At 42.1% G+C, this 25,018-nt stretch carries 23 protein-coding genes; 14 read left to right on the top strand and 9 right to left on the bottom strand.

What is annotated here, in order from left to right:
* Window positions 1-430: 430 nt before the first annotated feature.
* The 4 genes from ACKTT2_RS31225 to ACKTT2_RS31210 all read right to left on the bottom strand — a co-directional run bounded on the left by ACKTT2_RS31225 (window position 431) and on the right by ACKTT2_RS31210 (window position 9,469).
* Window positions 431-1,567 carry a DUF3466 family protein gene (locus ACKTT2_RS31225; protein ID WP_407894046.1) on the bottom strand — a complete coding sequence of 379 codons (1,137 nt, stop codon included), beginning with the start codon at window positions 1,565-1,567 and terminating at the stop codon, window positions 431-433.
* Window positions 1,568-2,211: 644 nt separating this feature from the next.
* A complete protein-coding gene (locus tag ACKTT2_RS31220; protein WP_407894044.1) occupies window positions 2,212-4,074 on the bottom strand; it encodes a S8 family serine peptidase in 1,863 nt (620 codons plus the stop codon).
* 483 nt (window positions 4,075-4,557) lie between these two features.
* Window positions 4,558-8,907 carry a beta strand repeat-containing protein gene (locus tag ACKTT2_RS31215; protein WP_407894042.1) on the bottom strand — a complete coding sequence of 1,450 codons (4,350 nt, stop codon included), beginning with the start codon at window positions 8,905-8,907 and terminating at the stop codon, window positions 4,558-4,560.
* A 316-nt stretch (window positions 8,908-9,223) separates the two neighbouring features.
* On the bottom strand, window positions 9,224-9,469 hold the full coding sequence (locus ACKTT2_RS31210; RefSeq protein WP_407894040.1) for a hypothetical protein: 246 nt from the start codon (window positions 9,467-9,469) through the stop codon (window positions 9,224-9,226).
* Window positions 9,470-9,537: 68 nt separating this feature from the next.
* On the opposite strand from ACKTT2_RS31210, the gene ACKTT2_RS31205 reads away from it, so the two are divergent.
* The 5 genes from ACKTT2_RS31205 to ACKTT2_RS31185 all read left to right on the top strand — a co-directional run bounded on the left by ACKTT2_RS31205 (window position 9,538) and on the right by ACKTT2_RS31185 (window position 16,590).
* Entirely contained in the window at window positions 9,538-10,218 is a 681-nt protein-coding gene (locus tag ACKTT2_RS31205; protein WP_407894038.1) for a RibD family protein, read from the top strand.
* Window positions 10,219-10,514: 296 nt separating this feature from the next.
* Window positions 10,515-10,967, top strand: a complete 453-nt coding sequence (locus ACKTT2_RS31200) for an Hsp20/alpha crystallin family protein (protein ID WP_407894036.1) — start codon at window positions 10,515-10,517, stop codon at window positions 10,965-10,967.
* 479 nt (window positions 10,968-11,446) lie between these two features.
* The gene (locus tag ACKTT2_RS31195; protein WP_407894034.1) at window positions 11,447-11,794 is read left to right on the top strand and encodes a hypothetical protein; all 348 of its coding nucleotides are present in this window, start codon (window positions 11,447-11,449) and stop codon (window positions 11,792-11,794) included.
* A gap of 254 nt (window positions 11,795-12,048) precedes the next feature.
* Window positions 12,049-12,705 (top strand): hypothetical protein, encoded by a 657-nt coding sequence (locus tag ACKTT2_RS31190; protein ID WP_407894032.1) that lies wholly within the window; start codon window positions 12,049-12,051, stop codon window positions 12,703-12,705.
* A 174-nt stretch (window positions 12,706-12,879) separates the two neighbouring features.
* Window positions 12,880-16,590 carry a two-partner secretion domain-containing protein gene (locus tag ACKTT2_RS31185; protein WP_407894030.1) on the top strand — a complete coding sequence of 1,237 codons (3,711 nt, stop codon included), beginning with the start codon at window positions 12,880-12,882 and terminating at the stop codon, window positions 16,588-16,590.
* 71 nt (window positions 16,591-16,661) lie between these two features.
* Here the strand turns inward: ACKTT2_RS31185 and ACKTT2_RS31180 are convergent, their stop codons facing one another.
* Window positions 16,662-17,024 carry a hypothetical protein gene (locus tag ACKTT2_RS31180; RefSeq protein WP_407894028.1) on the bottom strand — a complete coding sequence of 121 codons (363 nt, stop codon included), beginning with the start codon at window positions 17,022-17,024 and terminating at the stop codon, window positions 16,662-16,664.
* Between the two features lie 223 nt (window positions 17,025-17,247).
* On the opposite strand from ACKTT2_RS31180, the gene ACKTT2_RS31175 reads away from it, so the two are divergent.
* Both ACKTT2_RS31175 and ACKTT2_RS31170 read left to right on the top strand, forming a co-directional pair.
* The gene (locus tag ACKTT2_RS31175) at window positions 17,248-17,661 is read left to right on the top strand and encodes a two-partner secretion domain-containing protein (RefSeq protein ID WP_407894026.1); all 414 of its coding nucleotides are present in this window, start codon (window positions 17,248-17,250) and stop codon (window positions 17,659-17,661) included.
* Window positions 17,597-18,574, top strand: coding sequence for a hypothetical protein (locus ACKTT2_RS31170; RefSeq protein WP_407894024.1), 978 nt, complete (start codon window positions 17,597-17,599; stop codon window positions 18,572-18,574). Before ACKTT2_RS31175 ends, ACKTT2_RS31170 begins: the two co-directional genes overlap by 65 nt.
* Before the next feature lie 94 nt (window positions 18,575-18,668).
* On the opposite strand, the gene ACKTT2_RS31165 is transcribed toward ACKTT2_RS31170, so the two are convergent.
* Window positions 18,669-19,235 carry a Uma2 family endonuclease gene (locus ACKTT2_RS31165; protein ID WP_407894133.1) on the bottom strand — a complete coding sequence of 189 codons (567 nt, stop codon included), beginning with the start codon at window positions 19,233-19,235 and terminating at the stop codon, window positions 18,669-18,671.
* A gap of 442 nt (window positions 19,236-19,677) precedes the next feature.
* Between ACKTT2_RS31165 and ACKTT2_RS31160 the strand changes: the two genes are divergently transcribed.
* Both ACKTT2_RS31160 and ACKTT2_RS31155 read left to right on the top strand, forming a co-directional pair.
* Window positions 19,678-19,887 (top strand): hypothetical protein, encoded by a 210-nt coding sequence (locus ACKTT2_RS31160; RefSeq protein ID WP_407894022.1) that lies wholly within the window; start codon window positions 19,678-19,680, stop codon window positions 19,885-19,887.
* Window positions 19,884-20,150, top strand: coding sequence for a type II toxin-antitoxin system RelE family toxin (locus ACKTT2_RS31155; protein WP_407894020.1), 267 nt, complete (start codon window positions 19,884-19,886; stop codon window positions 20,148-20,150). Before ACKTT2_RS31160 ends, ACKTT2_RS31155 begins: the two co-directional genes overlap by 4 nt.
* Before the next feature lie 195 nt (window positions 20,151-20,345).
* Here the strand turns inward: ACKTT2_RS31155 and ACKTT2_RS31150 are convergent, their stop codons facing one another.
* Together ACKTT2_RS31150 and ACKTT2_RS31145 are read right to left on the bottom strand one after the other, a co-directional pair.
* Complete coding sequence (locus ACKTT2_RS31150) at window positions 20,346-20,480, bottom strand: DUF4926 domain-containing protein (RefSeq protein WP_407894018.1); 135 nt, start codon at window positions 20,478-20,480, stop codon at window positions 20,346-20,348.
* Between the two features lie 19 nt (window positions 20,481-20,499).
* Window positions 20,500-20,643 carry a DUF6883 domain-containing protein gene (locus ACKTT2_RS31145; protein ID WP_407894016.1) on the bottom strand — a complete coding sequence of 48 codons (144 nt, stop codon included), beginning with the start codon at window positions 20,641-20,643 and terminating at the stop codon, window positions 20,500-20,502.
* Between the two features lie 192 nt (window positions 20,644-20,835).
* On the opposite strand from ACKTT2_RS31145, the gene ACKTT2_RS31140 reads away from it, so the two are divergent.
* Window positions 20,836-21,717: a hypothetical protein gene (locus ACKTT2_RS31140; protein WP_407894014.1), complete on the top strand. Its 882-nt coding sequence runs from the start codon at window positions 20,836-20,838 to the stop codon at window positions 21,715-21,717.
* A gap of 231 nt (window positions 21,718-21,948) precedes the next feature.
* Here the strand turns inward: ACKTT2_RS31140 and ACKTT2_RS31135 are convergent, their stop codons facing one another.
* Complete coding sequence (locus ACKTT2_RS31135; protein WP_407894012.1) at window positions 21,949-22,860, bottom strand: SDR family oxidoreductase; 912 nt, start codon at window positions 22,858-22,860, stop codon at window positions 21,949-21,951.
* A gap of 120 nt (window positions 22,861-22,980) precedes the next feature.
* On the opposite strand from ACKTT2_RS31135, the gene ACKTT2_RS31130 reads away from it, so the two are divergent.
* From ACKTT2_RS31130 to ACKTT2_RS31115, 4 genes are read left to right on the top strand one after another with little or no spacing between them, the layout of a single operon-like run.
* Entirely contained in the window at window positions 22,981-23,946 is a 966-nt protein-coding gene (locus tag ACKTT2_RS31130) for a helix-turn-helix transcriptional regulator (RefSeq protein WP_407894010.1), read from the top strand.
* Between the two features lie 37 nt (window positions 23,947-23,983).
* A complete protein-coding gene (locus ACKTT2_RS31125; RefSeq protein WP_407894131.1) occupies window positions 23,984-24,262 on the top strand; it encodes a UPF0175 family protein in 279 nt (92 codons plus the stop codon).
* Window positions 24,259-24,513: a PIN domain-containing protein gene (locus ACKTT2_RS31120; RefSeq protein WP_407894008.1), complete on the top strand. Its 255-nt coding sequence runs from the start codon at window positions 24,259-24,261 to the stop codon at window positions 24,511-24,513. The genes ACKTT2_RS31125 and ACKTT2_RS31120 overlap by 4 nt, the downstream gene beginning before the upstream one ends.
* The gene (locus ACKTT2_RS31115) at window positions 24,449-24,745 is read left to right on the top strand and encodes a PIN domain-containing protein (RefSeq protein ID WP_407894007.1); all 297 of its coding nucleotides are present in this window, start codon (window positions 24,449-24,451) and stop codon (window positions 24,743-24,745) included. The genes ACKTT2_RS31120 and ACKTT2_RS31115 overlap by 65 nt, the downstream gene beginning before the upstream one ends.
* The last annotated feature ends 273 nt before the right edge of the window (window positions 24,746-25,018 follow it).

Below are 25,018 nucleotides of genomic sequence, written 5' to 3'. Positions count from 1 at the left end.
TGTACTCCTTCGGTGCCATTCGATTACCTACGGGCGTAGGGTGGGCATTGCCCACCATTTAATGTTGGTGGGCATTGCTACAGTCCTGAAATTTTTTCATAAATTACTTATGATTCTTACATAGCAATCCTAAAAGCATTTGTAAAAAGTTAGATGCCCGACTTCTTAAAGAAATCGGGCATCTGGACAGTACGATCGCAAGATCGCCTTTAGCGCAAGCCATACCCGGCTTATCGCACTATAGCGCTTTTCACTTGAATCCAATACAGTTCTTGTGGGGCGGGCAAGATGCCCGCCTAAAACGTCTGGGACAGACGTTCCACAAGACCATTATTCATGTATTGCAGCCAACTGAAAACCGCTATATTAAACGAACATTTTAAGATACTTTAAGATCGAGAATTTTCTTGAGGCTTAGACAAGAATGCCATTATGGTGCTGGAGCAGCAGTCACATTTGTAGGTTGTAAAAGAAAAGCACGAGTTTGGTTGTTGTAAGTTCCATAACCAACAATCTCTCCTCGATTGTTAATTCCGCGTGCTTCGACTAAAGACCAACCACTGTTGGAATCGATTAGAGTATTGAGATTGGTTATTTTCCGAGTCGTACTATCCCAAATAGCAGCAAATGAGGGTCTATATCTAAGGTTGACATAACCAACTATTTGACCTGAGTTATTAATGTCATTGGCGATGTTAAAGTATGCCGGGGAAAACTCCAGAGCTTGCATTCCATTTGTACTATCCCATATGAAGGCGGGATCGTTTCTGTTGATAGAAGGTGCGTATGCTCCACCAACTACTTGGCTTTTGTCGTTGATGCCATTGGCACTTCTTCCACCTGGTGAAGGATTGCTTAATGCGCCCAGATCTTGCATTCCGTTAGCACTATCCCACAAGAAAGCACCACGACCAGAAATACTTTGAGTGGAAAAACCAACCACTTGACCTTGGTTGTTAATATCGTTAGCGCGGCTATTGGTTAAGCTGCCATTACTACCCAACACGCCCAAGTCTTGTATCCCCTTAGTACTATCCCACAAAAAGGCGCGATCGCCATTCAGGGTAGATGAGTAGCCCACCACTTGATGATTCTTGTTGATAGCATTGGCGCGGCTAAAGCTTGTACCAGAACTATTACTACCCAACACGCCTAAGTCTTGTATCCCCTTGGTAGTGTCCCATAAAAAGGCGCGATCGCCATTCAGGGTAGATGAGTAGCCCACCACTTCACCTTCATCATTAATACCATTTGCGTAGCTAGCGCTTGTACCAGAACTGGTACTTCCCAATACACCTAAATCTTGTATCCCCTTAGTACTGTCCCATAAAAAAGCGCGATCGCCACTAGCAGTAGATGAGTAGCCCACCACTTGACCGTTATTGTTGATGTCATTAGCGTAGCTTGAGATTGTGCTAGAACTGGTATCTAACACACCTACGTCTACAATTGTGTAGGTTGCTGTGCCTGTAGCAGTCATAGTGCTAGTGAGAATTAACACCATTGCAGTACATAACGCCACACCTATTCTGATAATATTTCGTATTTTTCGATGGTTGAAATTCATTCTGGGTTCTCCATTTTTTGTCCACCATACATAACTCAATACCGAAATCCACAAATGAGAGATTGACAGAATAGCCAGTATAGCAGTGCATAACACTACACCTATTCTGGTAACATTCCGCATTTTCCTATGACTGTTTCTGGTGTATATCGGCTCAAAACACTGGACATTTCGTAGCTTATCTCGATATCAAAGACACTATCTGGTGACCTCCATGACCGATAATAAGCCTTCATCAATTGTGACTTTTAATGCTGTACTTTACTTAATATCTCCACACTTGCTCAAATACTTTCCTTAGTACGAGCAGCCAATTGTTGCACCCGATGCTTGCTTATCTTATCAAGATACTTACTTGATTTTGTCTTACCTTGTATTTTTAACTCTAATGATAGTTCTACAGAGAATATTTAATAAATCTTTACTTAAATAGGAAAATTGGTAGTTTGAACATCACCTCTTTCTGCCAAATACTGAATGAATTGAGCTTGAATTTAATCTTTTATGCCCTTACTCCCGAACCGTTAGAAGATTACCATTACACGTAGGGTGGGCACTGCACTGCCCACCATTCGCGCTTTGGTGGGCATAGCCCAACCCTGTAAAGAGAGGTAATTTTAGAGCCTAAAGGGCTAGTAGCTAATTTATGCGACACCTTGTGCTAGTGCCAACGCTCGCCTCACTGCAGCATCAGCATTGATAAATCCGCTACCGTATTCTATATCGTATCCGGATACGCCCAGATCGTAAGCTGTTTGTGAAAGAATTTGCTTGACTTGAGTTGCACTTAAATTGGGATTGGCACTCCAAACTAAAGAAGCGACACCTGTGACGTTTGGAGTTGCTGCGGAGGTTCCGTTAAAGCGATCGCCACTACCAGTGTAATAGTCAAACTGTACTGTACCTGTTGGAGAGATTGCCCTAGTACTGACAACTTCCGATGGTCCCATCAGCGTTAAGCCACTTCCGTACTGCGATCCCCACCCATCTTGCACAACATTGTACTGAATTCGTTCTCCAGGAGTTTTAGCAACACCGTTGCGATCGCTTGTTCCCCACGAAGCACCAACAGCAATAACATTATTGTATTGTCCTGCCAATATTGCCGGATAGGTGAGACTCGTCACACCCGAATCAGCATCATTACCAGAGGCAATAACAAACAGAACATTGGGATTATTGGCAACGAGTTGATTAAATTCAGGGCTGTTAGGATGTTCTAGACTCAGATTAATTATAAGGCGCTGTCCGTTTTGGTTAGCTTTGTTGATTAAGTTTCCTGTCGCTTCAGTCAGCGAGCGATCGTTGGTATCACCACCCAAAACATCTATATTAAAAACAGGAGAATTCCAATTGATCCCACTCATTCCAGATCCATTATTGCTAAGTGCAGCAATAATACCCTGCACTCCAGTACCGTGAGAAACATAGGATTCATCTTTATAGTTATCAGTATAAATAGTTGTGTTACCCAAATCGCTGTGAATAGAGCCAGCGCGATCGCTTGCCAAACCCGTATCTTCAATACCTACCAAAATCTTATTTGAACCAGTGGTAAACCGCCATACATTTTGAACCCCCATCATATGCAAATTCCATTGTTGACCAAACAATGGATCGTTGGGTATCACTGAGAGATTGAGAGTTTTGTCTGCAAATTGAACGCTATCAATTCCTTCAAAAAGGATTTGACTCCCGCTACTAAATGTAATAGTATCAAATAAACGAGTCCCATTACCAGGGTTGTAAAGTAAGCCACCTCCACCACTAGCATTACTGAAGGTAACCGTATTAGAGTAAATACTGGAAAGATCCAGTAAATCTCGCCTCCCGCTACTAAAATCCACATTGCCGTTACCAGAAATCACTGTACGGCTAAAACCAGATTGAAACGTAAACTGGTTAGCGTCTAAAGTTCCCAACACAGTGCGTGTATTATTAACAATAGGTGTTGCAGATAATCCAAGACGGTAGTTAGTGTTGCCAATATTTTGATAAACGCGAACGTAATAAGTTCCTGCTTGCAAACTACCATCTATGCATTCTGTGTTTGTGCCACTAAGTGCAGAAAATGTCAGACGAGTGCCGTTAACATCATATAAGTCTACATTGGCATCTGAAGTTAAACCATTTAAAGACAGGTTAAAGCTACTATAACTTGACAAGTTAAAACTGTATATGTCAGAGGTATCATTAATGCCAACAAAGTCCGTGAAAGTTTGGGGACGTGATAAGTTACCAATATTGTATGCAGCGTTAAAAACACTACCAGGGTCTGATGCAACTAGAGGACTCATCTCTGTTGCAGATAAGCTATATGAGTTATCAATAGCATCAGTAAAGTTGCTAGCAGAAAGATAATCACCATAATCAGTACTTGAACTAGAAGTAGGATACAATCCGTCATTTAGCCCTTCTAGTGTTCCTGGCGATCGCCATGTTAATGAGTTATCCAAATTGGTATTCAGATAGCTAGATCGACCTAACAAATCAGAGCATTCAAACATTTACTTCCTCCTTGCTTAGTTTGTCATCTTTTACGGTAGACTTTCCAAAAATCCTCTAAGAACTTGAAGAGACAACTTACCATCCAAGCGTTCTAACTCCGTAGTAAAAGTGTGTGGAGCACCTGATTATGGTCGCTTTCGTATTCATAATGACCTCAGTTGAAGTATAAATTTGATTGCTTGATGTCTAGAAAAGCTACATACTTAAGAATCTTTTAGATTCCAGTTTTATTTAGATTTTTGTCTGTTGTTTGTTTGTTTGATTCTTATTATAGAGAGAGCTTTTGAGCGATGCATTCACGGTTTCTGCTAAGTGAAGTGCAACTATGGGAAGAATAAATAGCTGAAAACTGCATTTATGGCTAATGAAAACAGTGATTAATAGGTCAATGGGAATTTGCCTTGTTTGCAGTTTAATTAGAGACGGGCGAGACCCCGTCCCACCAGAAAAAATGTCAAATGTGTGACGATTATAATAGAAGTCTAAGAACATTCTCGACTCAAAATAAGTTTCCCTGAAGGCAAGCGATACACGCCAGATGGTTCCACAATAGGATCGCCCTTTTGCCATAAACGCGATCTGCTATCAACAGTGACATTACGTATATCACCTGTGGTATAAGATGAAATAAATACATCCCCAGGACGATTGGGTAAGCCTCCAGAACCTGTGATAGTGAATTTACCCTCAAGTTTACTACGACTACGAGCAATGCAACTATTGGCAATCAGCGCATTGGTATCAATGGGATTTTCTGAGAGTTCGCTGAGGCTGTTTTGAATGGAGCTATCGTCAGGTGTTGAGATTTTTCCAGATGCGATGCCCCCAGTGGCGTTGACATCTACACGATTGTTACCATCAAGTGTTTGAGGGTTAGTAGCGCGCTGTGCGGGTTGATAACCAGAGCCAAAGAAAGCTCTTGTGTTGAGATTGATATCGCCACCTCTACCATCACGAGCAAAAGCCAGGATATCGCTGTCATCGAAAGCAATGATGGAATCAGCAGTTATAGTAATATTCCCTCCTTGGTTTTCACCACTCGCAACATCTGTTCTGATGTCACTGTCTCCAAAAAGGCGAACATCTTTTGCACTAATTCTCATTTCACCTCCTGAAGAATTGGTAGCACTAGTTGTGATATCGCTATTATTAGCACTTAAGGATTGACGAGCAGCGATCGCGATATCACCTGCATTCCCTGTACCAAGACTGCTAGTAGAGATTTGAGAGCGATCGGTTAACGAAAGGGTATTGGTTTGCAGAGTAATTGTCCCACCATCACCGGTTGAGTTTGGGAGAGTACTGGCAAATAGTCCACTTTCACCCCTACCTTCGTTAATTGTGACAGCACGAAATTGCTCGAGTCGCCGAGCGAACGTTCGATCCCATCCAGAGAGGGTGATTCGGTCTTGGACATTCAAAGTAACGTTGCCTGCACGTCCACTGCTCGCAGTAGTAGTCACAATTTGTCCACCATTAATTGCTTCAAATGTGTTGGCGTTGATAACGATATCTCCTCCACGTTCAGTATTTGCTGTGCGAGCATTTACAGACGCTCCGTTAGTGACACGGAAGGAATCTGTGGTAATTGCAATGTTTCCACTTTGTCCCTGTGCTTTGTCATCAGTATCTGTAAATATTCCACTAGAGACTCCGTTGGTGTCTACACCATCTAGCGAAACAGAATTGCGAGATTGGATTGCGACATTGCCTGCATTGCCCTGTCCAAAAGTGGTGGCGCTCAATACCGCTCCATTAGTGAGGGACAAAGAGCCTGTGGCGATTTCGATATTGCCTCCGTTCCCAACCGCTCCCGGCAGCACACTGCTGAAGACATCACCACCATCCAAAGCTATCCGATCGCGAGCAGTGATGATGACTTTACCAGCATCACCCCGACCAAGGGTACTGGCAAACAGTTGCGTCTGGTTGTTGAGGAAGAGGGAACCTGTAGTAATTTTGATATTACCTCCATCCCCTATTGCTCCTGGCTGCACATTGCTGGAGATATCAGCGATTGACTGTCCTTCTGCACTTGCTCCGTCTATGGAGATGCGATCGCTAGCAGCGATCGTGACATCACCTGCATCTCCTTGCCCTGCTGTGCTAGCAAGCAGTGCTCCTTTGTTGAGGGAAAAGGAACTTGTAGTGATTTCGATATTACCGCCATTCCCGATTGCTTCTCGGAGTACACCACTGAAGATATAGCTATTTTTTAAAGAGACATCATCGCGAGCCGAGATAATGACATTGCCTGCATTTCCCCGATCGAAGGTATTAGCGAGCAGCGTCCCCTGATTAGTGGAGAAGAATGAGCCTGTGGCGATCGCGATGTTGCCACCATCACCTATTCCTCCTGGTGCTACGCTGCTCCCGATAGAACTACCGTCTAGTGAAATGAGATCTCGAGCCGCAATATTGACATTGCCTGCTTTACCCCGAGAGCTGGTTAGGGCAGACAGTTGCCCCTTATTGGTGAGAAAAAGGGAACCCGTAGCGATATCGATATTGCCGCCATTTCCCTCTGCTCCTTGCTCTACAGTACTAAAGATGCCACTGGGATTCCTCTCTGGGCTACTGCCGTCTATAGAGATATAGTCAAGAGCAGAAAGCCTTACATTTCCTGCATCACCTTGTCCAAAGGTTCCAGTACTTAACTGCACTCCATTGCTGACAGACACGGAGCCAGCAGTAATTTCAATACTGCCCCCATTGCCCACTGCTCCAGGTTCCACGCGGCTGCGAATAACGCTCTGCGTGTCCAAAGCGATATGGTCACGGGCAGTGATGATAACATCGCCCGCTTTACCTTGTCCAAGCGTGCTAGCAGACAGTGCCGCTTTGTTGCTGAGAGACAGAGAACCTGTAGCGATCTCAAGAGTACCACCATCGCCCACTGCTCCTGACTCCACAGTACTGAAGATACCACTGGGCGACCCATCTGCGCTTGTTCTATCTACAGATATATTGTCACGGGCAACGATCGTCACATTGCCTGCATTTCCTTGTCCAAAAGTCCCAGTACTCAATTGCGATCCATTTGTAAGGGATAGAGAACCTGTAGTGATTTCAATACTACCCCCTTTACCTATTCCTCCTGGTAGTAAACGACTGGAGATAATACTACCTTTACCATCTAAGGAAATGCGATCGCGAGTATTAATTCTCACACTTCCTGCATTGCCCTGTCCAAGGATGCTAGCACTTAGTTGCGCTCCATTGCTAACGGACAGAGAACCTGTAGTGATGTCAATGCTACCCCCATTACCCATTGCTTTTGACTGCACGCGGCTATAAACAACACTACCAGTATCCAAGGAGATGCGAGCGCGAGCATTAATTGCTATGTTTCCCGCATCACCTTGTCCGACTGTACTAGTAAGCAGTCCCGCTAAATTATTAAGGAAAAGCTCATTTGTAGCGAGTTGAACATTTCCCCCCATGCCGTTCCCTGTCTGTTCAATGATACTTGAAATATACGCATTATCTAAAGAGACGCGATCGCGAGCTTCAATGATGATATTGCCTGCCTTGCCTTGCCCGGAAGTGTTGGCTCTTAATTGAGCACCCTTAGTTAGGGATAGTGACCCTGTGGTAACGCGAACCTCCCCACCTTGTCCAAAAGCATTCTTTTCTACATTACTTGAAATAGCACTGGCAAGAGATCCCAGATTGCCTCCATCCAAGGAAACTTGATTGCGAGCATTAATCGTGATGTTTCCCGCATTGCCCTGTCCAAAAGTGCTAGTACTTAAGATTCCCGCATTGGTAAGGGACAAAGAATCAGTTGTGATATCTATATTACCACTGTTACCCACCTCACTCGCATTTTCGACAGAACTCAATCCTTTAACTTCGAGTGTTCCTGTTGAATTCAGAGTAATATTTCCTGCCAGACTGTCAACTGTCCCTACTCCTGACCGAACACCAGCTCGTATAAAACTTAATGATGAAATCCCTATATTACGAGCATTAATTGAAACACTACCACCGTTACCAGCCGCTACGTCAATTTGAGATCGGGAAAGTGAAACATCTGCTCGTGGGATATCAATGGGAAACCTCAAGCTACCATCTGAATTCAGCGCAACTGTCCCAGGTCCTGCAACTGCGCCAATTTCCACATGACCTCCAAAGGCTTTTAGCCCACCGCTCATACCTACATTACCGCCTAGAAGAAGCAAATTCTGACCGTCTGGAACTCGCAAGCCGCGCACTGTAAATCCTGAAGGAAGTAATCCTGCAGGTGCATTAGAATTATTGATGATAGTTCCAGTTGAAATTTGACTGAACAGAAAAGCAGAAGGATTAATTGTTAATAGCTTTGGAGCTTCAGGGTTAGAGGCGCTGAAGAAACCTAGTTCAGCAAACTGAATGGCATTGGCAGTTGTTGCGAAAAATGAACCACTGACATCTAAGGAGGCATTTTGTCCAAAAATAATACCATTTGGATTAATGAAAAACAAATTGGCATTGCCTAAAACGCCGAGTCTGCCAAGTATATTTGAGGGGTTATTGCCTGTGACGCGGCTGAAGATATTTTCGATACCTGTTGAATTGGAGAAGTAGGCTCCCCGTTGTACTCCTATGTTGAATTCCTCAAAGCTGTGGAATAGGTTTGTACCTCGCGTAGCACCACCGTCGATGCGATCGCCTAAAATTCCTCGAATTAACACATCACGAGTAACCGTGGAATTGTCCGCTCCCAAAGTTGTATCTGGCGTGATTTGGGCAAGAGCAATATTCGGGAATCCCAGAATTGCCCCTAAAGTGGTAATAGCCTCTGCTAAACTCCACCACCAACTGTAAGTCGAGCCACTTCTACTGACCACAAAAATCACCCTCTCGCTAATAGAACGTAAGAACGTTGACTGGTTTTGAAGTCATTGTAAGGTATAACTGTTCACCGTGATAGTCCTCTACTCTTACGTATGCCAGTCCCTTAAACATTGCTAAAATCATTTATACAAAGCTTAGAAAGCTAGGAAAAGAACGTTTTGTGCTAACTACTCTGCATAATATAGAAACATTGATAGCACTTTTAGGCTGTCAATCATGCCCAAAAGTGCCTAGTTTTTCAAGACAAGAATGAATAATGGTGTAAATCCGCACGCGATACGGCTTAAGCCGTTAAGCTTCGCTTATCGCCTATACAAATTCTTTTGGAGAACTGAACTTTTGCTCCAATTCTGTTTGCGTTACAGTGACCATCTGCATCGAATAAAAATCAAAATGACCAAAGCGATCGCCTTGTGGTTCTACAATTGGGTCGCCTTTTTGCCACGACAAAGATACACTACGATCTTGTACGTTACGTACATCACCTGTGGGATAGGATGAAATGACAGCATCACCAGGACGATAGGGTAAGCTGTCAGCACCCCTGATGACCAAGAGTGGCAGGAGGTGATGGCAGCATGGGATAAGATCTGCTTTGAATCTGACTACAACAAATTGTAACCATGACAGCTATCCAAACAACCGTGGTTCTTGCTATGACGGCTGATGGAAAGATTAGTGCCGTAGACCCTAGAGCACCACGCGATCCCGATCCAGTCGATCGAGCACACCTAGAGTACCAAGTATCCCTTGCCGATTTAGTTTTGGTGGGGGCGGGGACAATTCGATCTGAGGGAACGACTTTCACAATTAGCAATCCCGAACTGTTAGCTGCACGCAACGTTCGGGGTCAGTCTCCCCAACCCATTACCTGTGTTGTTTCGGGATCTTTAGACCTACCCCCTGACCTGCCTTTTTTCAATCAGGACGTTGAACGATGGATATTTACGACACGGGCTGCAATGGATCGCAAAACTGAAGCAACAATCCTGCACAAGCTGGCTGATGTAATCGCTCTGGGAGATACAGACCTGGACTGGGATCGAGCTTACGCCTTGATAACAGAACGGGGTATCCGCAAGGTCGTTGCTTTGGGAGGTGGGTCTTTGACAGCTGCTCTCATACAAGCAGGGCGAATTGATGATTGGTGGTTGACCATTTGGCCAATCATTTATGGAGGAAAGAACGCGCCAAGCCCAGTAGAGGGAGAGGGTTTTGTACCTGATGCTGCTCCTCACCTCGAACTCGTCGAAACTCGTCAGGTGGGAAGCGATCTGTTTCTGCACTATCGCACACTTAAATGATGCAGAATACTTAATAGCCTGAGGCTGCAAGATCCCCGACTTCGTAAGAGTTGTTGGGGATCTGAGTGGTTACGCCACACCGAAGTGCGATACGGCTTAAGCCATTAAGCGAAGCTTATCGCCTTATTTACCGTACCAAAAATATTCAGTTAACCGTACTTATAATAGTCTTAATTTTTTAGGCGGTAATCATCAATTATTGGGTGATTAAAACCGAATCAATATGGATTTTATGAGCCATATTATAGGAATTGAAAGTAAACAAGACTGAATCACATAAATCATTTGTCCTAACTATGGCACTAATTCGTTACAATCCTTGGCAAGAACTAAATGACCTACAGCGTCAAATGAATCGTTTATTTGAGGATACCAGAGTACCATCTACAGTCTTTGAAAGAGACTTTGTCAAAGTTCCTGCTGCTGAACTTACCCAAACAGATGATGCTATTCACTTAAAATTGGAAGTTCCAGGAATCGAAGCGAAAGACTTGGATATTCAAGTTACAGAAAATACTGTTTCTATCAGTGGCGAGCGCAAGTCTGAAAATAAGACTGAAGAAAAAGGTATAACTCGAACTGAATTCCACTATGGCAAGTTTCAACGTGTCATTCCTTTACCTGCTAAGATTGAGAACACTCAAGTTATAGCAGAATACAAAGATGGTATCTTGAATCTAACACTTCCTAAGACTTCACAAGAGAAGAACAAAGTCGTCAAAGTTAATCTAGACCAAGCTAGTGCATAATTTAGCGAAGACCGTAGACGCAATCAAGCTGTAGTCACCTAACTGTTGTCAAGTCCAGTCTCGATTGAGACTGGGCTTTGCCATACACACCATCGCATACCAGATCCCCGGCTTCGTAAGAGTTGTCGGGGATCTGACCAGTAAGTGAGCTAAGCATAAATTTGACTACTCCTGTTCCACCAAAAAATACTTAGTTTTTTCCTAAACTACCGAGAGTACAGAGTCACAAAAAAATGAAAAGATTCGTTAATTTAACGGTGAAAAAGGTTATTAAAATTTTTTAATTTTGTCCCGACCGCAATAAGACAACAGTGTTTATACGTAATGTAGCCATCCTATATCATTTGTAAAATTCTCTCTTCTCTCTTGTCTTGGCGTTTTTAGGCGTATAGGCAGTTGATAATTTTTACATATCTAATAGGACTGCTATACACCGTTTTCATTAACTCTTATCAGAATAAAAATTTACACGGGTTGCTATGAACAAGTTTTTGCCAATTCAATTGCGATTTAAGACTTATATTCTGTTAAGTTTAATAACGCTAACACTGCTACCGCTTTTTCTTGGAGCTTATACTCAGGCAAAAGCTCAATCTACTACAGAAGAAGTGGAAGTTCTATCGATTCCACCACAAGAAGCATATTATATAGAAGATAAGACGCAAGAATCTTTTAGTAGTGATGAGCCTAGTTCATATCCGGAGGAAGAGTTGGATGATAGCAATACACCAACGTATACACCTAACGATTTAGAAAATATAGATAACCCTCCCGCCAATATCGACGAATTCCAAACTTACACTCCCAATTCTTTAACCAACAAATAAAACTCAGTGTAGACTTGAAAAGAAGTCTGAATTAAGAATTCAGACTTCTATTACCATTTCAGACTTTGAATCAGGGGATGCAAGCTCAAAAGGGAGCATCCCAAATGTGTAAATTCCCCTTAAAATACTTTTACTTTTATTGAGTGGGGGTGCATTCAATAGCATTATACCGATCTTGTAGTCATCTGTTCATTTTTCTGTTATCCTTACGTTTTGCTGATAGCAAGCCAATTGGGCTACAACGTTGTTTAAGTATGACAAAACGCCGAAAAAAGTCTGCTCTCAAAAAAAAGAAGCGATCTCTTTATCCTTGGGAACAAGAAGAAAACCTGGAAATTGTAGGAATAAAAGGTGATTTTATCAGCACGGATGCAGGTTGGGAGGAATTGACATTTCTTCAAGCTTGTAACTATTTTAGCCCAGAGGAAATTAGAGATTGGTATCAGCAGTATTGGGAGGGGGCGGAATTGGCTGAGTTATTAGTTGAATTGGATGTAGATATCGACTTAGACAATGAAGAAGCTGTAGATAAATTTTTTGAAACTTATGACTGGACACAGCAGTCGGTACAGGTAGTTGTAGCCAAAGCAGTGTATGACAGTCATAGATGGACTCTTGTCACAGCAATATCTACTCCGTGGATGGAAGAACGATGTTTTGAGAATCACGAGCATACTGCAATAGAACTCGGAATACATCTAAGGCGTTACCTGAATAGGGATAGCTTGCCAATCGTGAATGATTCTCAAGATGCAGTCAGGCGTGCGAGATGGCATTACAAGAACATCGGCTGGTTACCACGCAAAGCAGTGAAGGATGCTCATAACCTTAAACTACAACAAGCATCTAAAATTTACAGTAATACTCTATGGGATCGAGAATATATTAATGAAATAGAAGACGATATGTAAATACGCTGTTAACTCTTACCAATGACCCTTCGGGTAATGCCTCTCATTGCAGAGGGAGCGATCGCCTGATGGAGATCGCCTTGCTTGAGGTGACAGTAAATTTCACAGTAACTCATGTGATTGCTTTTTCATCCCAAATCATTAGATACTCCAAATATATGGGGAGTGAGTCCAATGAAAGCAAAACGCTGGTTGGGTTATTGGCAGTTGAGATTTGTAGGACTTTTGACATCGATAGGGGTAAGTATCTTTGCCGACAAAGCCTTGGCTCAGAGTACTCCTAGTAATATCCAAGCTGATGACACACTTGGGATTGAATCATCTCAAATCATACAGAATTTTCAGGGACAACCAATTGAGGTCATTACTGGTGGTGCAACTCGCTCAATAAACTTGTTTCATAGTTTCAAAGAATTTAATGTCAGAGAGGGAAGGGGAGTTTATTTTTTCAGTCCTAATGATAATATCCAAAATATTTTGACACGAGTCACAGGTGGAAACCGCTCTGAAATTTTGGGTGTACTGGGGACTTTTGGCAACTCAGTGCCGAATTTATTTCTCATTAATCCCAATGGGATTATTTTTGGAGAAAGTGCCAGATTGAATGTGCAAGGTTCCTTTGTTGCAACGACTGCGAACGGAGTTCAGTTTGGACAAGGATTTTTTAGTGCTACCAAGCCAGAAGCACCATCGTCGTTACTAACTATTAATCCAGGAGCGTTATTTTTTAATCAGATTAATCAAACGTCATCTATTCAGAATAATTCTGGTTTGCTGCGCGTTCCAAATGGCAAGAGTTTACTGTTGGTAGGTGGTAATGTGAGCATGGATGGAGGAGTAGCGCTCGCGAATGGTGGAAGAGTTGAGTTAGGAGGATTGGTTGGTGTTGGAGCAGTGGGATTGAATGAGGATAGTAAAAATCTAAGTTTGAGTTTTCCTGAGAATGTGGAAAGAAGCAATGTTTTCTTGAGTAAAGGTGCAAGTGTCAGTGTTCTTTCAGGAGGAGGCGGCGCAATCGCAATTAACAGCAAGAATTTAGAACTGAGAGAAGGAAGTACTTTGAATGCTGGTATTGCTGGCGGTTTGGGTTCCCCAGACGCTAAAGCAGGAGATATTGTTATCAATGCTACTAATCAAGTGACTTTTGATGGCATAAATCAAAATGGTATTCCTAGCGGTATCTACAATTCTGTAGTTAATCAAGGTATGGGCAATACGGGGAACATCAGAATCACCACTGGCAATTTGTCTTTGACTAATGGAGCAATATTGCTTTCTGGACTTTCTGGAGAAGGTAAGACTGGGGATATAATAATTAACGCTCTTCACAATATTTCCTTGGATGGCAACACTCGTATAATTAATACGATCGCACCCACTGGAACGGGTAGTACGGGGAATATTAGTATTAGCGCTAGAAATTTGTCTCTAACTAATGGTGGTAATATCAACAGCAGCAACCTTGGCGGAAAAGGAACTTCAGGTAATATTGCGATCGATACAAGCGATGTCCTTTTTATTGATGGAGGGCTGCAACAGATTGTTAGTGCGATCGCTAGCAGCGTTCTTAGTCCAGGTGTCGGTAATGCAGGAGCTATTGATATCAATACCAAGAATCTCATTATTAATAATGGAGGTGGTATCGACAGTTTGATAACTGGAAACGGTAACGCAGGAGATGTCACTATTAATGCTAGGGATAGTATCTCTTTGGATGGAAATAATCAATTTCTTCCTAGCTACATCAGTAGTAATACTGGTGGAATTGGCAACTCAGGTAACATTAAAATTACTACCAAAAATTTGTCTCTTACTAATGGCGCTAATATAGGATCTGAAACTTTCGGTAGAGGAAGTGCAGGTAATATTAGCATTATAGCTAGCGAGCGTATTTTTCTTGATGGTAAAACAACAGTAAATCCAGATTTAGTTAGTGCTATTTCAAGTAGAGTGGGTAAAAATGCCATAGGGAATGGTGGGATTCTTGAGATATCTACTGGCAATTTAAAACTCAGCAATAATGGTAATATCAGTACTAATAGTAGTGGTGTTGGCAATGCTGGTAACGTAAAGATTGAGGGGAAAGAAGAAGTTGTTTTAGATAGTGGACGAATTGACAGTTCTTTACTCCCCACTGCTCAAGGACAAGGTGGGAGTATTGAGATATCTACTGGCAATCTGAAACTCAGCAATAATGGTAACATCAGCGTTAGTAGTTCTGGTAAAGGCAATGCTGGTAATGTAAGGATTGAGGCGAAAAACGAAGTTGTTTCAGATAGTGGGCAAATTGATAGTGTACTACTCCCTAGTGCTCAAGGACAAGGTGGCGATATTAGTATTAATGCTAAAAAAGTCTCATTATTTAACAATGCTTTTCTTGAGGCTAGCAGTTCTACGAAGGGAGATGCTGGAAATATTCAGATTAATTCTACTGAAAAAATCATTTTGAATCGAAGTAGCATCAATAGCAGTATACTATTTGCACCAGAATTAAACTTTTTGGGAGAAGGAAATGCAGGGAAAATAGAAATTAAGTCTCCTCAGATTTTCCTAGATAACAATGCTTCAATAACTACTAATAATGTAAGAAAAGGAAATGCCGGAAATATTTCCCTCGAAGCTAGCGATCTTTTTTCTGTAACAAATGGTAGTGGAATTTCTAGCAGTCTGGGACAGCCCGGAACGTCAGCAGAAGGAAAAGTTGGCACTATTACAATATCCGCAAAAAATGTTTCTTTTACGAATGGCGCTCAATTGCAGGCTCTATTTTACTCTAATTCTAGAGGGGAATCAGGTACTATCTCCATTCAAGCTACTGATTCTATCTCTTTTGATGGTAACAGTTCTCTTTTGACTGCTGTAGCTCCAGGGGCGAGTGCTAATGGTAGTGATATTAAACTTGAAGCTAATTCCATCTCGATCGCTAATAGCTCTCGTTTAAGTGCAAGTAACCTTGGAAAAGGAAATGGAGGAAGTATTAGGATAACTGCTAAAGATACTGTCTTCGTCGATAGCGGTTCAATCGATAGTGGAGTAGGGAGCACAGGAGAAGGAAATGGTGGTGAGATTGATATTAAAACTTCCAAAATGTTTTTTAACAATGGAGCACAACTCAGTACTGAATCTTTAGGACAAGGAAATGCTGGAAACATCAAGGTAAGTGCAGATTCCTTCACCCTCGATCGCAATTCATCCATACTCGCGTTAAATACACCTTCAGTAGTAAGCTCGACTAATTTATCTGGTGGCAATATTACCTTGCAAATTGCCGATAGATTACTCCTTCGCAATAACAGTGATATATCGACTCAAGCTAGTAACAATGCTAATGGCGGCAATATAGACATAACAGCATCAGCAATTATCGCTTTTGATGACAGCGATCTCTTCGCTTTTGCTCAACAGGGAAAAGGAGGAAACATTACTCTCAATACTCCTGCTTACTTCGGTTTTAGTTTTAATCCTGCTTCTTCTCAAATTAAACCCAGCCCTTCAAATAACTTCTTGAATGGCAATAATCGTGCTGATATCAATGCAACTGGAGCAATTTCATCAGGCAATACCTTCATCCCTGATACTAGCTATATCCAAAATAATCTGGCAGAATTAGTGCAAACTCAAATTGATACCAACGCCCTGATTGCCAATAGTTGCATTACTCGCAGTGGTAAACAAGAAAATACATTCACCATCACGGGTTCTGGTGGTTTGCCCAACCGTCCTGGGGATGTTTCAGTTTCAATCTATCCCACAGGTGATATTCGTAACATACAGACTGAGAACGTATCGCGTCCTTGGCAAAAAGACGACCCAATTGTAGAACCACAAAATGTGTATTACTTGCCTTCGGGACAGCTTGTCTTGAGTCGCGAATGTTCTCAATGATATATATGATTAACGCTTATTGCGGAGAGAGCGATCGCTCTTAAGGAATCGCTCCCTCCGAACAGATAAAGCTATCGGTAATCGCCACCATGACCATAGAAGGTTATTCCGTAAGTTTGGCAAAGATTAGCACGACTAACATCATAAGTCCCATCAGTGTAAACCGCTTTGATATCATAGACACAATGGTTGCTGTTATTACCAAACGTTATCTTTCCAGAATCGCCACTAACAATATCTGATTGGATAATGTTTCGACTCCAGTACTTTGAATCCCCAGAAGAAACATACAATTTCGTAATTTCTAATTCATTCTTGTTATGAATAACGAAGTCACGGCGGTCATCTGCTAGGGCATTTTGGTTAGCGAGTGGTAGCGTGGGTAATGCTAAAGTCATTGCGAATAAAATGTTACGAACAGAATTGGTAATCATGATAAGCTCCTTTTTTTCTCTAATAGTCTTGGTTCTCACTCCACAGCAAATTCTTGAAATTCACGTTGAAGTTTTGAATTCATTTAGAAAACTATGAGTTAATGTAAGACTTTTCTTGAATTAGCTGTGGGTTTAATAAATATATTGAAAGAATGATATAAAAATTGCATTCACCGTTTATGCATACTAAAATACCAACATTATCAACTTGGATTGTTAAAATATGCAATTCACTAGACAGAAAAGTGCAAAGTGCGAACTAATTTTTTCTGATTTTCACCCCTATTTTCCTGACACCAAGCAGTATTGGGGTTGTTGGCAGTTAAAGGTTGTATTATTTTTGACATTAATCTGGATAAATGTATTGACTGGTAAAGTTTTGTCTCAGAGTACTCCCAGTAATATTCAAGCGGATGACACGCTTGGGACTGAATCATCTCAAATCATAGAGAATTTTCAAGGACAACCACTCGAAGTCATTACTGGTGGTGCCATTCGCTCAATTAACTTGTTTCATAGTTTCAAAGAATTTAACATCAGTGAAGGAAGAGAAGCTTATTTTTTCAGTCCTAATGAGAATATCCAAAATATTCTGGCACGAGTCACAGGTAGGTGCAACCACATTTGGTGCAGGTAAGGGCGGGAATTTGACTGTCAATGCTTCAAATAAAGTGGAACTGATTGGTACCTCTGCTGATGGTCGAGCTATTAGCATTTTGAGTGCTTCTGCTGAAAGAGGCTCAACTGGCAATGCAGGGGATTTGACAATTAGTACCCAAGATTTACTCGTGCGGAACGGGGCACAGGTATTGAGTAGTACATTCCGTGTAGGAAAGGGAGGGAATCTGACTGTTAATGCTTCAAATAAAGTGGAACTGATTGGTACCTCTGCTAATGGTACTAGCAGTAGCTTAGGTACTTCTACTCAACAAGACTCAATAGAAAATGGAGGAGATTTGACGATTACCACCCAAGATTTACTTGTACGAGATGGGGCACAGGTGAGTACAGCTACATTTGGTATGGGCAAGGGAGGGAATTTGGCTGTCAATGCTTCAAATAAAGTAGAACTGATTGGTACCTCTGCTGATGGTCGAGCTATTAGCATCTTGAATGCTTCTGCTCAAGCAGGCTCAACTGGCAATGCAGGAGATTTGACAATTACCACCCAAGATTTACTCATGGGAAACGGGGCACAGGTATTTACTGGTACATATGGTACAGGCAAGGGAGGAAGTTTGACTGTCAATGCTTCTGATAAGGTGGAATTGATTGGTACCTCTGCTGATGGTCGAATTAGAAGTGCCTTAAGTACTTCTGCTCAAGCAGGTTTAACTGAGAATGCAGGTAATTTGACAATTACTACCCAAGATTTACTTGTGCAAGATGGGGCACAAGTAAATGCAGGCACATATAGAAGCGAAATTTCCACTACCGCAAGCACAGCCCAAGCAGGTGGCAATGGTAGCAACATCACAATTAATACATGCTTCTTCATTGCAGTTCCTGATGAAAAAATGTTTTTTCTTACCTATACTGAAAACGGCTAATAGCTATCGCATTCTGGAACTTGCAGCGATCGCCTTCCACACTCAACACTACTGAGAATATATCGCGTCCCTGGCGAAAGGGCGATAACTTGAACTAAATAAAGAACCGTGCAACACAACAGGTAAAGTTTGGCAGTAGCGGTGAGGTGAGTTCATCTGTAGCAAATAACGTTGTGACTAATCTCAAAATACCTTTTTCCCTTCGATACACCTCAACTTGTTGCAATCGCCAATCTAAAATCCAATATTCCTGTACTCCTCTGGAAGTATATAGCTTTAGTTTTGTCTCGCGGTCTCGCTGCTCGTTGTTCGTACCTGGTGAGAGGACTTCCACAATTAGTTCTGGCGCTCCTGTTAAATGTCCGGCATCGTCAAGTAAGATAGAGAGGCGTTCCTTGCTCACCCAGACTACATCAGGAATGACATTATCTGCATCAGTAAAAATGAGTCCTGGAGTGGGTACAGCCTCGCCCAAACCCGTTGACAGCGACCAAGCTCTTAGCTCAGCATAAGCGTTTCCACTAGCTTTTTGATGTCCCCAATGTGGTGCTCTCGTCACAAATAGCTCTCCATCAATAATTTCGTAACGATTGCCGTTATCGGGCAATAGCTCTAAGTCTCTTGTTGTCCAACGGACTCGTTCATCAATGCTTTGACTCATAGGGACTATTTTGTTGAGTAATACTGATATTGTAGCCATCTGTTCATTTTTCTGTTAGCCTTATGTGTTGCTATGGTCTTCGTGTAGCACTCTTATTAATATAGTTATTAATACCAGTATTTTAGTTTCGGCTGCAATGACCAGAAAAAATCTAGAAGCAGTGATTTTGGTCGAAATGACTTTTGCCTTTCTCAAGTTGTTAGTATCAACCTCTCGTTACTGAGATTGCAACTACTATCTAGAAGACATCTCCGGAAAAGATGTAGTGGTGATGAGCCGAGAGTGTCAGTAGTTACAAGGAATAACCACAGCGATACCGTCGGTACTTTCAGCTAACGCACAGCGCTAATACAAGATAAAATAAAAAAGGTAGTTAAAGGGTAGTATGACAGTAAAAAGCTATGCTAAAAGTATGAAAACAGTAATTACAAGAGGTGTAAGGATGGAAACTGCAATCAATAGACAAGAACTACTTCAACTGATTTATGCTCATTTAAACATAGCACCAGACAACATTTTAGAAGAAGTTCTAGAACTTTTAGAAGAAGAACAAGACCTTATAGACTATGACTTAGCAATGGAAGATATCAAAATAAATGGAACAGTTCCTTGGGAAGAACTTAAAAGAGAAATGAAAAAGGACGTAGCGTGAGTTATAAAATAGAATTTTCCAATGCAGCGTCAAAACAATTTAGAAAGTTATCGGAAAGCCTTCAGGCACGCATACAAATAAAGATTGATGAATTAGCCACAGAACCCCGCCCAAATGGGGTGAAAAAGCTAAAAGATAGAGAAAACGCTTATCGAATTCAAGTAGGTGCTTATCGAATTTTATACAAAATTGTGGACGATATTCTATTGATAAGTGTCATAAAAATAGGGCATCGTAGGGATGTTTATAAAGATGAAATTTGAAAGCGTGGTGTTCACAAAAATGAACTCTCACTACACGATAGTCATTCAATAGTGTAGCGATCGCTTCCTCTGGAGGCAGTTTACACTACCGCCATTTCAGAAGTTGAATTAGGGGCAGCAGGCTCAAAATGCAGTATCATGAATTGGTCTGGACGTAAACCAATTGACTCATAAGTACGCCCAGTGCGATCGCGCTCACTCAACTTCAAACGCATTACCACCAGCTAATACTTCCACTACTGTACCTACCTGTCCGCGTAATAGATTGTAATCGGGAAGGTCAATTGTCAATGCAACAATATCAAGTAATTTGACTGAGTTTGTAGTCATCTGAGATCGCCCTCAACAGTTACAGAGGATAGCAAGTTGTTAATTTTGGGATGTCAGAACCATCCTCAATAATCCAACCACTCCGAATGGTCTCACTTCTCCCTTGCCATTCTAGCAAGAAATCGAGCATATAGCGTTGCCCATACTTATTACGTCGTCCCAATTGGTAAGCGGAAATAAACAGAACTACGACAAAAAGTAAATATATTTTAAACTCTTACCAATGACTAAAGACAAATAACTAATGATGCTCCTAACTAGTTCATTTTAATTCTGACGAGCTACTTATTTTCTGCAAATTTTTTAGTAAAATACAATATTGTTACCCAACTATTACGCCTGTATTAAGAACTGAATGACTCGCTTTATTCATGACCAATTTGCGAAAGATTATCTCGAAGAATTATTAAATTCTTACGGGAATGTTAGCCCATCTCGTCCGGTGACTGGAGAAGTACAAGAAATAGATATTTTGTTTTTTCCTTCAATCAAACAAAATCCCAATCTAAAAGTTTTGGGATTACTTGGAAGATTTGCAGAATACCCCGCTATATTTGAACCTTTTCGGAACGCTGCATCTGAAGATGAAATCGGAGATTGCATTTTTAAATTGTGGCAGATAAAGGCTGAACTACGGCGAGAGGCTAAACGAGATAACACTTCTCGTCAGGAGTCAAATATACCAAAATTATGGGTACTCACTCCAACTGCGTCTTCAAAAGTATTATCTAGCTTTGGTGCTACTCAAAAAAAAGGTTGGTTACCTGGAGTGTATTTTACCGTCAATGCTTTACGAACAGCAATTGTTGCAATTCATCAACTTCCTGATATCTCAGAAACATTATGGCTAAGGATTCTTGGACGAGGAAGCATACAAGAAAAAGCAGTCTTAGAGTTACAATCATTATCAACATATCATCCATTCCGTCAAGCTACGCTAGAATTAGTTTACAATTTGCAGAAGAATTTAAGAGTTAGTCAACCTTTGGAACCAGATGATAGGGAGTTAATTATGCGGCTAGAACCACTTTACCAACAAGACCGAGAGCTTGCTAAGCTTGAAGAAAGACGACAAATTATTGAAAATATGCTTGAAGTCCGCTTTGGTTCACTAGATAGCGAACTGATAACTCTCGTATCAGCAATATCAACTTTACCAGCAAAAGAATTTACCCCCTTACTTATGCAACTATCTAGAGAAGAATTAATTGCAAGATTTGGTACTCAATCTTCATAAATTCTTGGAGAATATAGATGAACAACGGATATTTGTTAACCAAGTTCCACTCATAATCTTAGGATCGGAGTGAATAATTTGTCGCTCCCGTAAATGCGATTGAATGTCCATCTTTGCCATACTAGCCAGAAATCGAACATAAAAAAAGTTATGTAACCGCAGCCTGTAGCAGCCCGTAGCAGATAAATCTGTACTTTATTCAAGTGAGAACCGCTATAGTCATGTATTTTCTTACCTATATCCTGTAGCATCGGGAGGTTTACCAACTTCTTGCACCTCCTGAATGTAACGCAAAGCATCAGGTTGAGAGCCGTCGAGATCGGTAAAGCTATAGATTTGTGCCAATTGACCGCTTGAAAGGGACTGACCGTTCCATCTAGCAACTTCCAAATCACCAGCTAGATGAGCGATAGCTCGTCCGATGTAATGCGGCGTTTCAGAGATGACGAAGTGCGGTTCTTTTGCGATCGCATCGAGCCAGTTTGTTTCACTCACTCCGAAATGCTCTAGCATAATCTCCGAGCGCATCCAGCCTGGAGTCAGAGCCACAGCGGTGCAGTTATAAGGCTGAAGCTCTTGTGCTAGCGACCATGCCATACGTATTACAGAAGTTTTGGCAAGGTCGTAGAACAGTGAGAGTCGGTAGTGGGTGTCGTTGTATTCAGCTGTACCATCAGTGACTTCCACCACTAACGAGCCTGGATTTTTGATTAAAAGCGGTAGTGCAAAGTGGTTAGTAATAATGTGAGTGTCGATCGCTAACCTTAACATCCGAAGTCCTTTGTCGAGAGAGTGTTTCCACACTGGAGTATTCCACTCTGCTAAGTATTCCGCTCCCCAAATATCGTTAACTAACAAATCCAAACGACCTTGCTCGCCTTCAATACGAGCTATCAGTGCTTGCACTTGCACTGGATCTAAATGATCGACTTGAATGGCGATTCCCTGTCCGCCTGCTTGGGTCACTAGGTTTGCAGTCTCTTCAATCGTTTCGGGACGGTTGTACTCCGAGCGTTGAGTACTTGTGGTGCGTCCGGTAACATACACTGTTGCTCCTGCCGCTCCCAATTCTACTGCAATGCCACGTCCTGCTCCGCGAGTCGCTCCAGCAACGAGTACAATCTTATTTTTCAATGGCTGCATAATTGACCTGCTCCATAATCTTCGTCTTTTTGCAGCATAATTGCTATTTCCTGACATCCATTGTCATATTTAAGGATAAACTTAAAAAAAGTGTAACTATACCTCTGTCCATCCCTTGCTATGCGAGCCGATCGCCTTCTCTCCATCCTGATGCTATTGCAGGTTCATAACCGTCTGACAGCACGAGATTTGGCAGAACGATTAGAAGTTTCTGAACGCACCATTCACCGAGATATGGAGGCACTCAGTAGTGCTGGCATACCAGTCGTAGCAGAACGCGGTATTGGTGGTGGTTGGAGTTTAGTTGACAACTACCAGACTACGCTGACTGGACTCAACCTTGGGGAGATTCAAGCGTTGTTTTTGCCCAAGCCTGCTCACTTATTAGCCGATTTAGGCTGGACTCAGGCATTTGAGGCAGCCCTACTTAAGCTTTTAGCTGCTCTACCCTCTGCCAATCGTCAGCAGGCGGAAGCAGTTAGTCAACGCATCCATCTCGATCCAACGGGCTGGCATCGGTGGGAAGAGGAAATGTCAGCGTTTCCAATTCTTCAAACAGCAATTTGGCAGGAGCGGCAACTACACCTCAGCTACGAGCGCGGTGATGGCAAACTCTTAGAGCGGTTGGTCAATCCGTTGGGGCTAGTTGCCAAAGGCAGTGTCTGGTATTTAGTAGCTGCTGTGGAAGAGGACGTGCGTCAATATCGAATCTCACGGGTGCGCCATGCTGCGATCGCATCTCACTCTTGTATTCGTCCGCCTAAGTTCAACTTAGCAGAGTATTGGCAACGCTCAATGGTTGAGTTCCAAGCTAATCTACCCCAATATAAAGTTAAGGTACGTGTTGACCCAGAAGTCATACCTCGGTTGCGGTATGCTGGGTACTTTGCACGCATAGAGCAGATCGAGCCACCCGATACTGATGGCTGGATTCCTGTCTCGATTCGATTTGACTTGGAAGCAGAGGCTTGCGCCTACGTGTTGGGGTTTGGCACGCAAATGGAAGTGATTGAACCACCCCAACTGCGCGATCGCATTTTGGAACTTGCATATGCTGCGATCGCCTTCCACACTGAATGCTTATAAAAAATTAAGTAACATAGGAATATAATGCACACAGGAAATAAAAATATGCGTTCTTACGATCGAACTCCCCGACGAACTTGCCAATCAGCTCGAAGCCAGCCTCGGCGACCTGAATCGCCGTGCGCTAGAATCGTTCATTGTCGAAGCATATCGTCTCAAAATTCTTAGTGCCGCTGAAGTTCAACGTATTCTAAAGCTCCCCTCCCACCTAGCTACCGATGCTTTTCTCAAACAACATGGCGCATATCTTCACTATACTGAAGCTGACTTAGTACAAGACTTAGACAACCTCGAACGTGTGCTTAGCGAACGATGATTGTCATTTGCGACACCTCTCCTCTGTGCTACTTGTTATTAATTGGACAAGTTGGTATTTTACCGCAACTTTTTGGACGCATCATCATCCCTAATGCTGTTCGGGAAGAACTTTTAAATGAAAATGCTGATGCGATCGTCCAAAACTGGATTGCTCAACCTCCGAATTGGTTGGAAATTCACAAAGTTGAACATTTACTCTCAGATTTACCAAGCAAACTTGGTTCTGGCGAGTGCGAAGCCATTTCGTGATTCAGTCGCGTTAAAAGCAAATCTTCTCATCATGGATGATTGGGAAGCACGACAAGCAGCGACTCATCGTGGATTTACAGTCACTGGACTGTTAGGTATCCTCTATCGTGCGGGAATAAACGATCTACTTGATTTTCCCCATGCCATCTTTCAACTTCAATCTACAACTTTTCGAGCTTCGCCTTCTCTAATTGAGAGTTTCTTGAGCCGCTACAGACAGGAAAAACGTTAGTAGAAATTTTAGTGGAATACAAGAGTGTTTTGAGTCGAAGTCATTTAGGGAAATCTTTGAAAATTAAGCATTGCTTGTTTGTTTATCTTCTTCTAGCAGTATTGCTAATTTTTGAGCAGCCTCATGAGAGTTGTATAGAGACCATACATGATAAGTTTCACCAGACTGTAGCGACAATATTTACTCTTCAGTAGCCATTTCTTGAACTAAAAACTGCATCACTTTCAGTTTGTCTGCGCGAGACAGCTTTTGCAAAGTTGGTAATAAGTCAGC

The organism is Scytonema hankhaensis NUACC26, assembly GCF_045865695.1.
GTDB lineage: Bacteria > Cyanobacteriota > Cyanobacteriia > Cyanobacteriales > Nostocaceae > Scytonema.
Note: the sequence above shows the minus strand (reverse complement) of the source record. Positions and strands in the feature narration are given on the sequence as shown.

Excerpts from the sequence above, each read along its gene's own strand:
- ACKTT2_RS31225 (WP_407894046.1), bottom strand. The coding sequence starts at position 1,567 with ATGAATTTCAACCATCGAAAAATACGAAATATTATCAGAATAGGTGTG.
- ACKTT2_RS31220 (WP_407894044.1), bottom strand. The coding sequence starts at position 4,074 with ATGTTTGAATGCTCTGATTTGTTAGGTCGATCTAGCTATCTGAATACC.
- ACKTT2_RS31205 (WP_407894038.1), top strand. The coding sequence starts at position 9,538 with ATGACAGCTATCCAAACAACCGTGGTTCTTGCTATGACGGCTGATGGA.
- ACKTT2_RS31200 (WP_407894036.1), top strand. The coding sequence starts at position 10,515 with ATGGCACTAATTCGTTACAATCCTTGGCAAGAACTAAATGACCTACAG.
- ACKTT2_RS31195 (WP_407894034.1), top strand. The coding sequence starts at position 11,447 with ATGAACAAGTTTTTGCCAATTCAATTGCGATTTAAGACTTATATTCTG.
- ACKTT2_RS31190 (WP_407894032.1), top strand. The coding sequence starts at position 12,049 with ATGACAAAACGCCGAAAAAAGTCTGCTCTCAAAAAAAAGAAGCGATCT.
- ACKTT2_RS31185 (WP_407894030.1), top strand. The coding sequence starts at position 12,880 with ATGAAAGCAAAACGCTGGTTGGGTTATTGGCAGTTGAGATTTGTAGGA.
- ACKTT2_RS31180 (WP_407894028.1), bottom strand. The coding sequence starts at position 17,024 with ATGATTACCAATTCTGTTCGTAACATTTTATTCGCAATGACTTTAGCA.
- ACKTT2_RS31175 (WP_407894026.1), top strand. The coding sequence starts at position 17,248 with ATGCAATTCACTAGACAGAAAAGTGCAAAGTGCGAACTAATTTTTTCT.
- ACKTT2_RS31170 (WP_407894024.1), top strand. The coding sequence starts at position 17,597 with ATGAGAATATCCAAAATATTCTGGCACGAGTCACAGGTAGGTGCAACC.
- ACKTT2_RS31165 (WP_407894133.1), bottom strand. The coding sequence starts at position 19,235 with ATGAGTCAAAGCATTGATGAACGAGTCCGTTGGACAACAAGAGACTTA.
- ACKTT2_RS31160 (WP_407894022.1), top strand. The coding sequence starts at position 19,678 with ATGGAAACTGCAATCAATAGACAAGAACTACTTCAACTGATTTATGCT.
- ACKTT2_RS31150 (WP_407894018.1), bottom strand. The coding sequence starts at position 20,480 with ATGACTACAAACTCAGTCAAATTACTTGATATTGTTGCATTGACAATT.
- ACKTT2_RS31140 (WP_407894014.1), top strand. The coding sequence starts at position 20,836 with ATGACTCGCTTTATTCATGACCAATTTGCGAAAGATTATCTCGAAGAA.
- ACKTT2_RS31135 (WP_407894012.1), bottom strand. The coding sequence starts at position 22,860 with ATGCAGCCATTGAAAAATAAGATTGTACTCGTTGCTGGAGCGACTCGC.
- ACKTT2_RS31130 (WP_407894010.1), top strand. The coding sequence starts at position 22,981 with ATGCGAGCCGATCGCCTTCTCTCCATCCTGATGCTATTGCAGGTTCAT.
- ACKTT2_RS31120 (WP_407894008.1), top strand. The coding sequence starts at position 24,259 with ATGATTGTCATTTGCGACACCTCTCCTCTGTGCTACTTGTTATTAATT.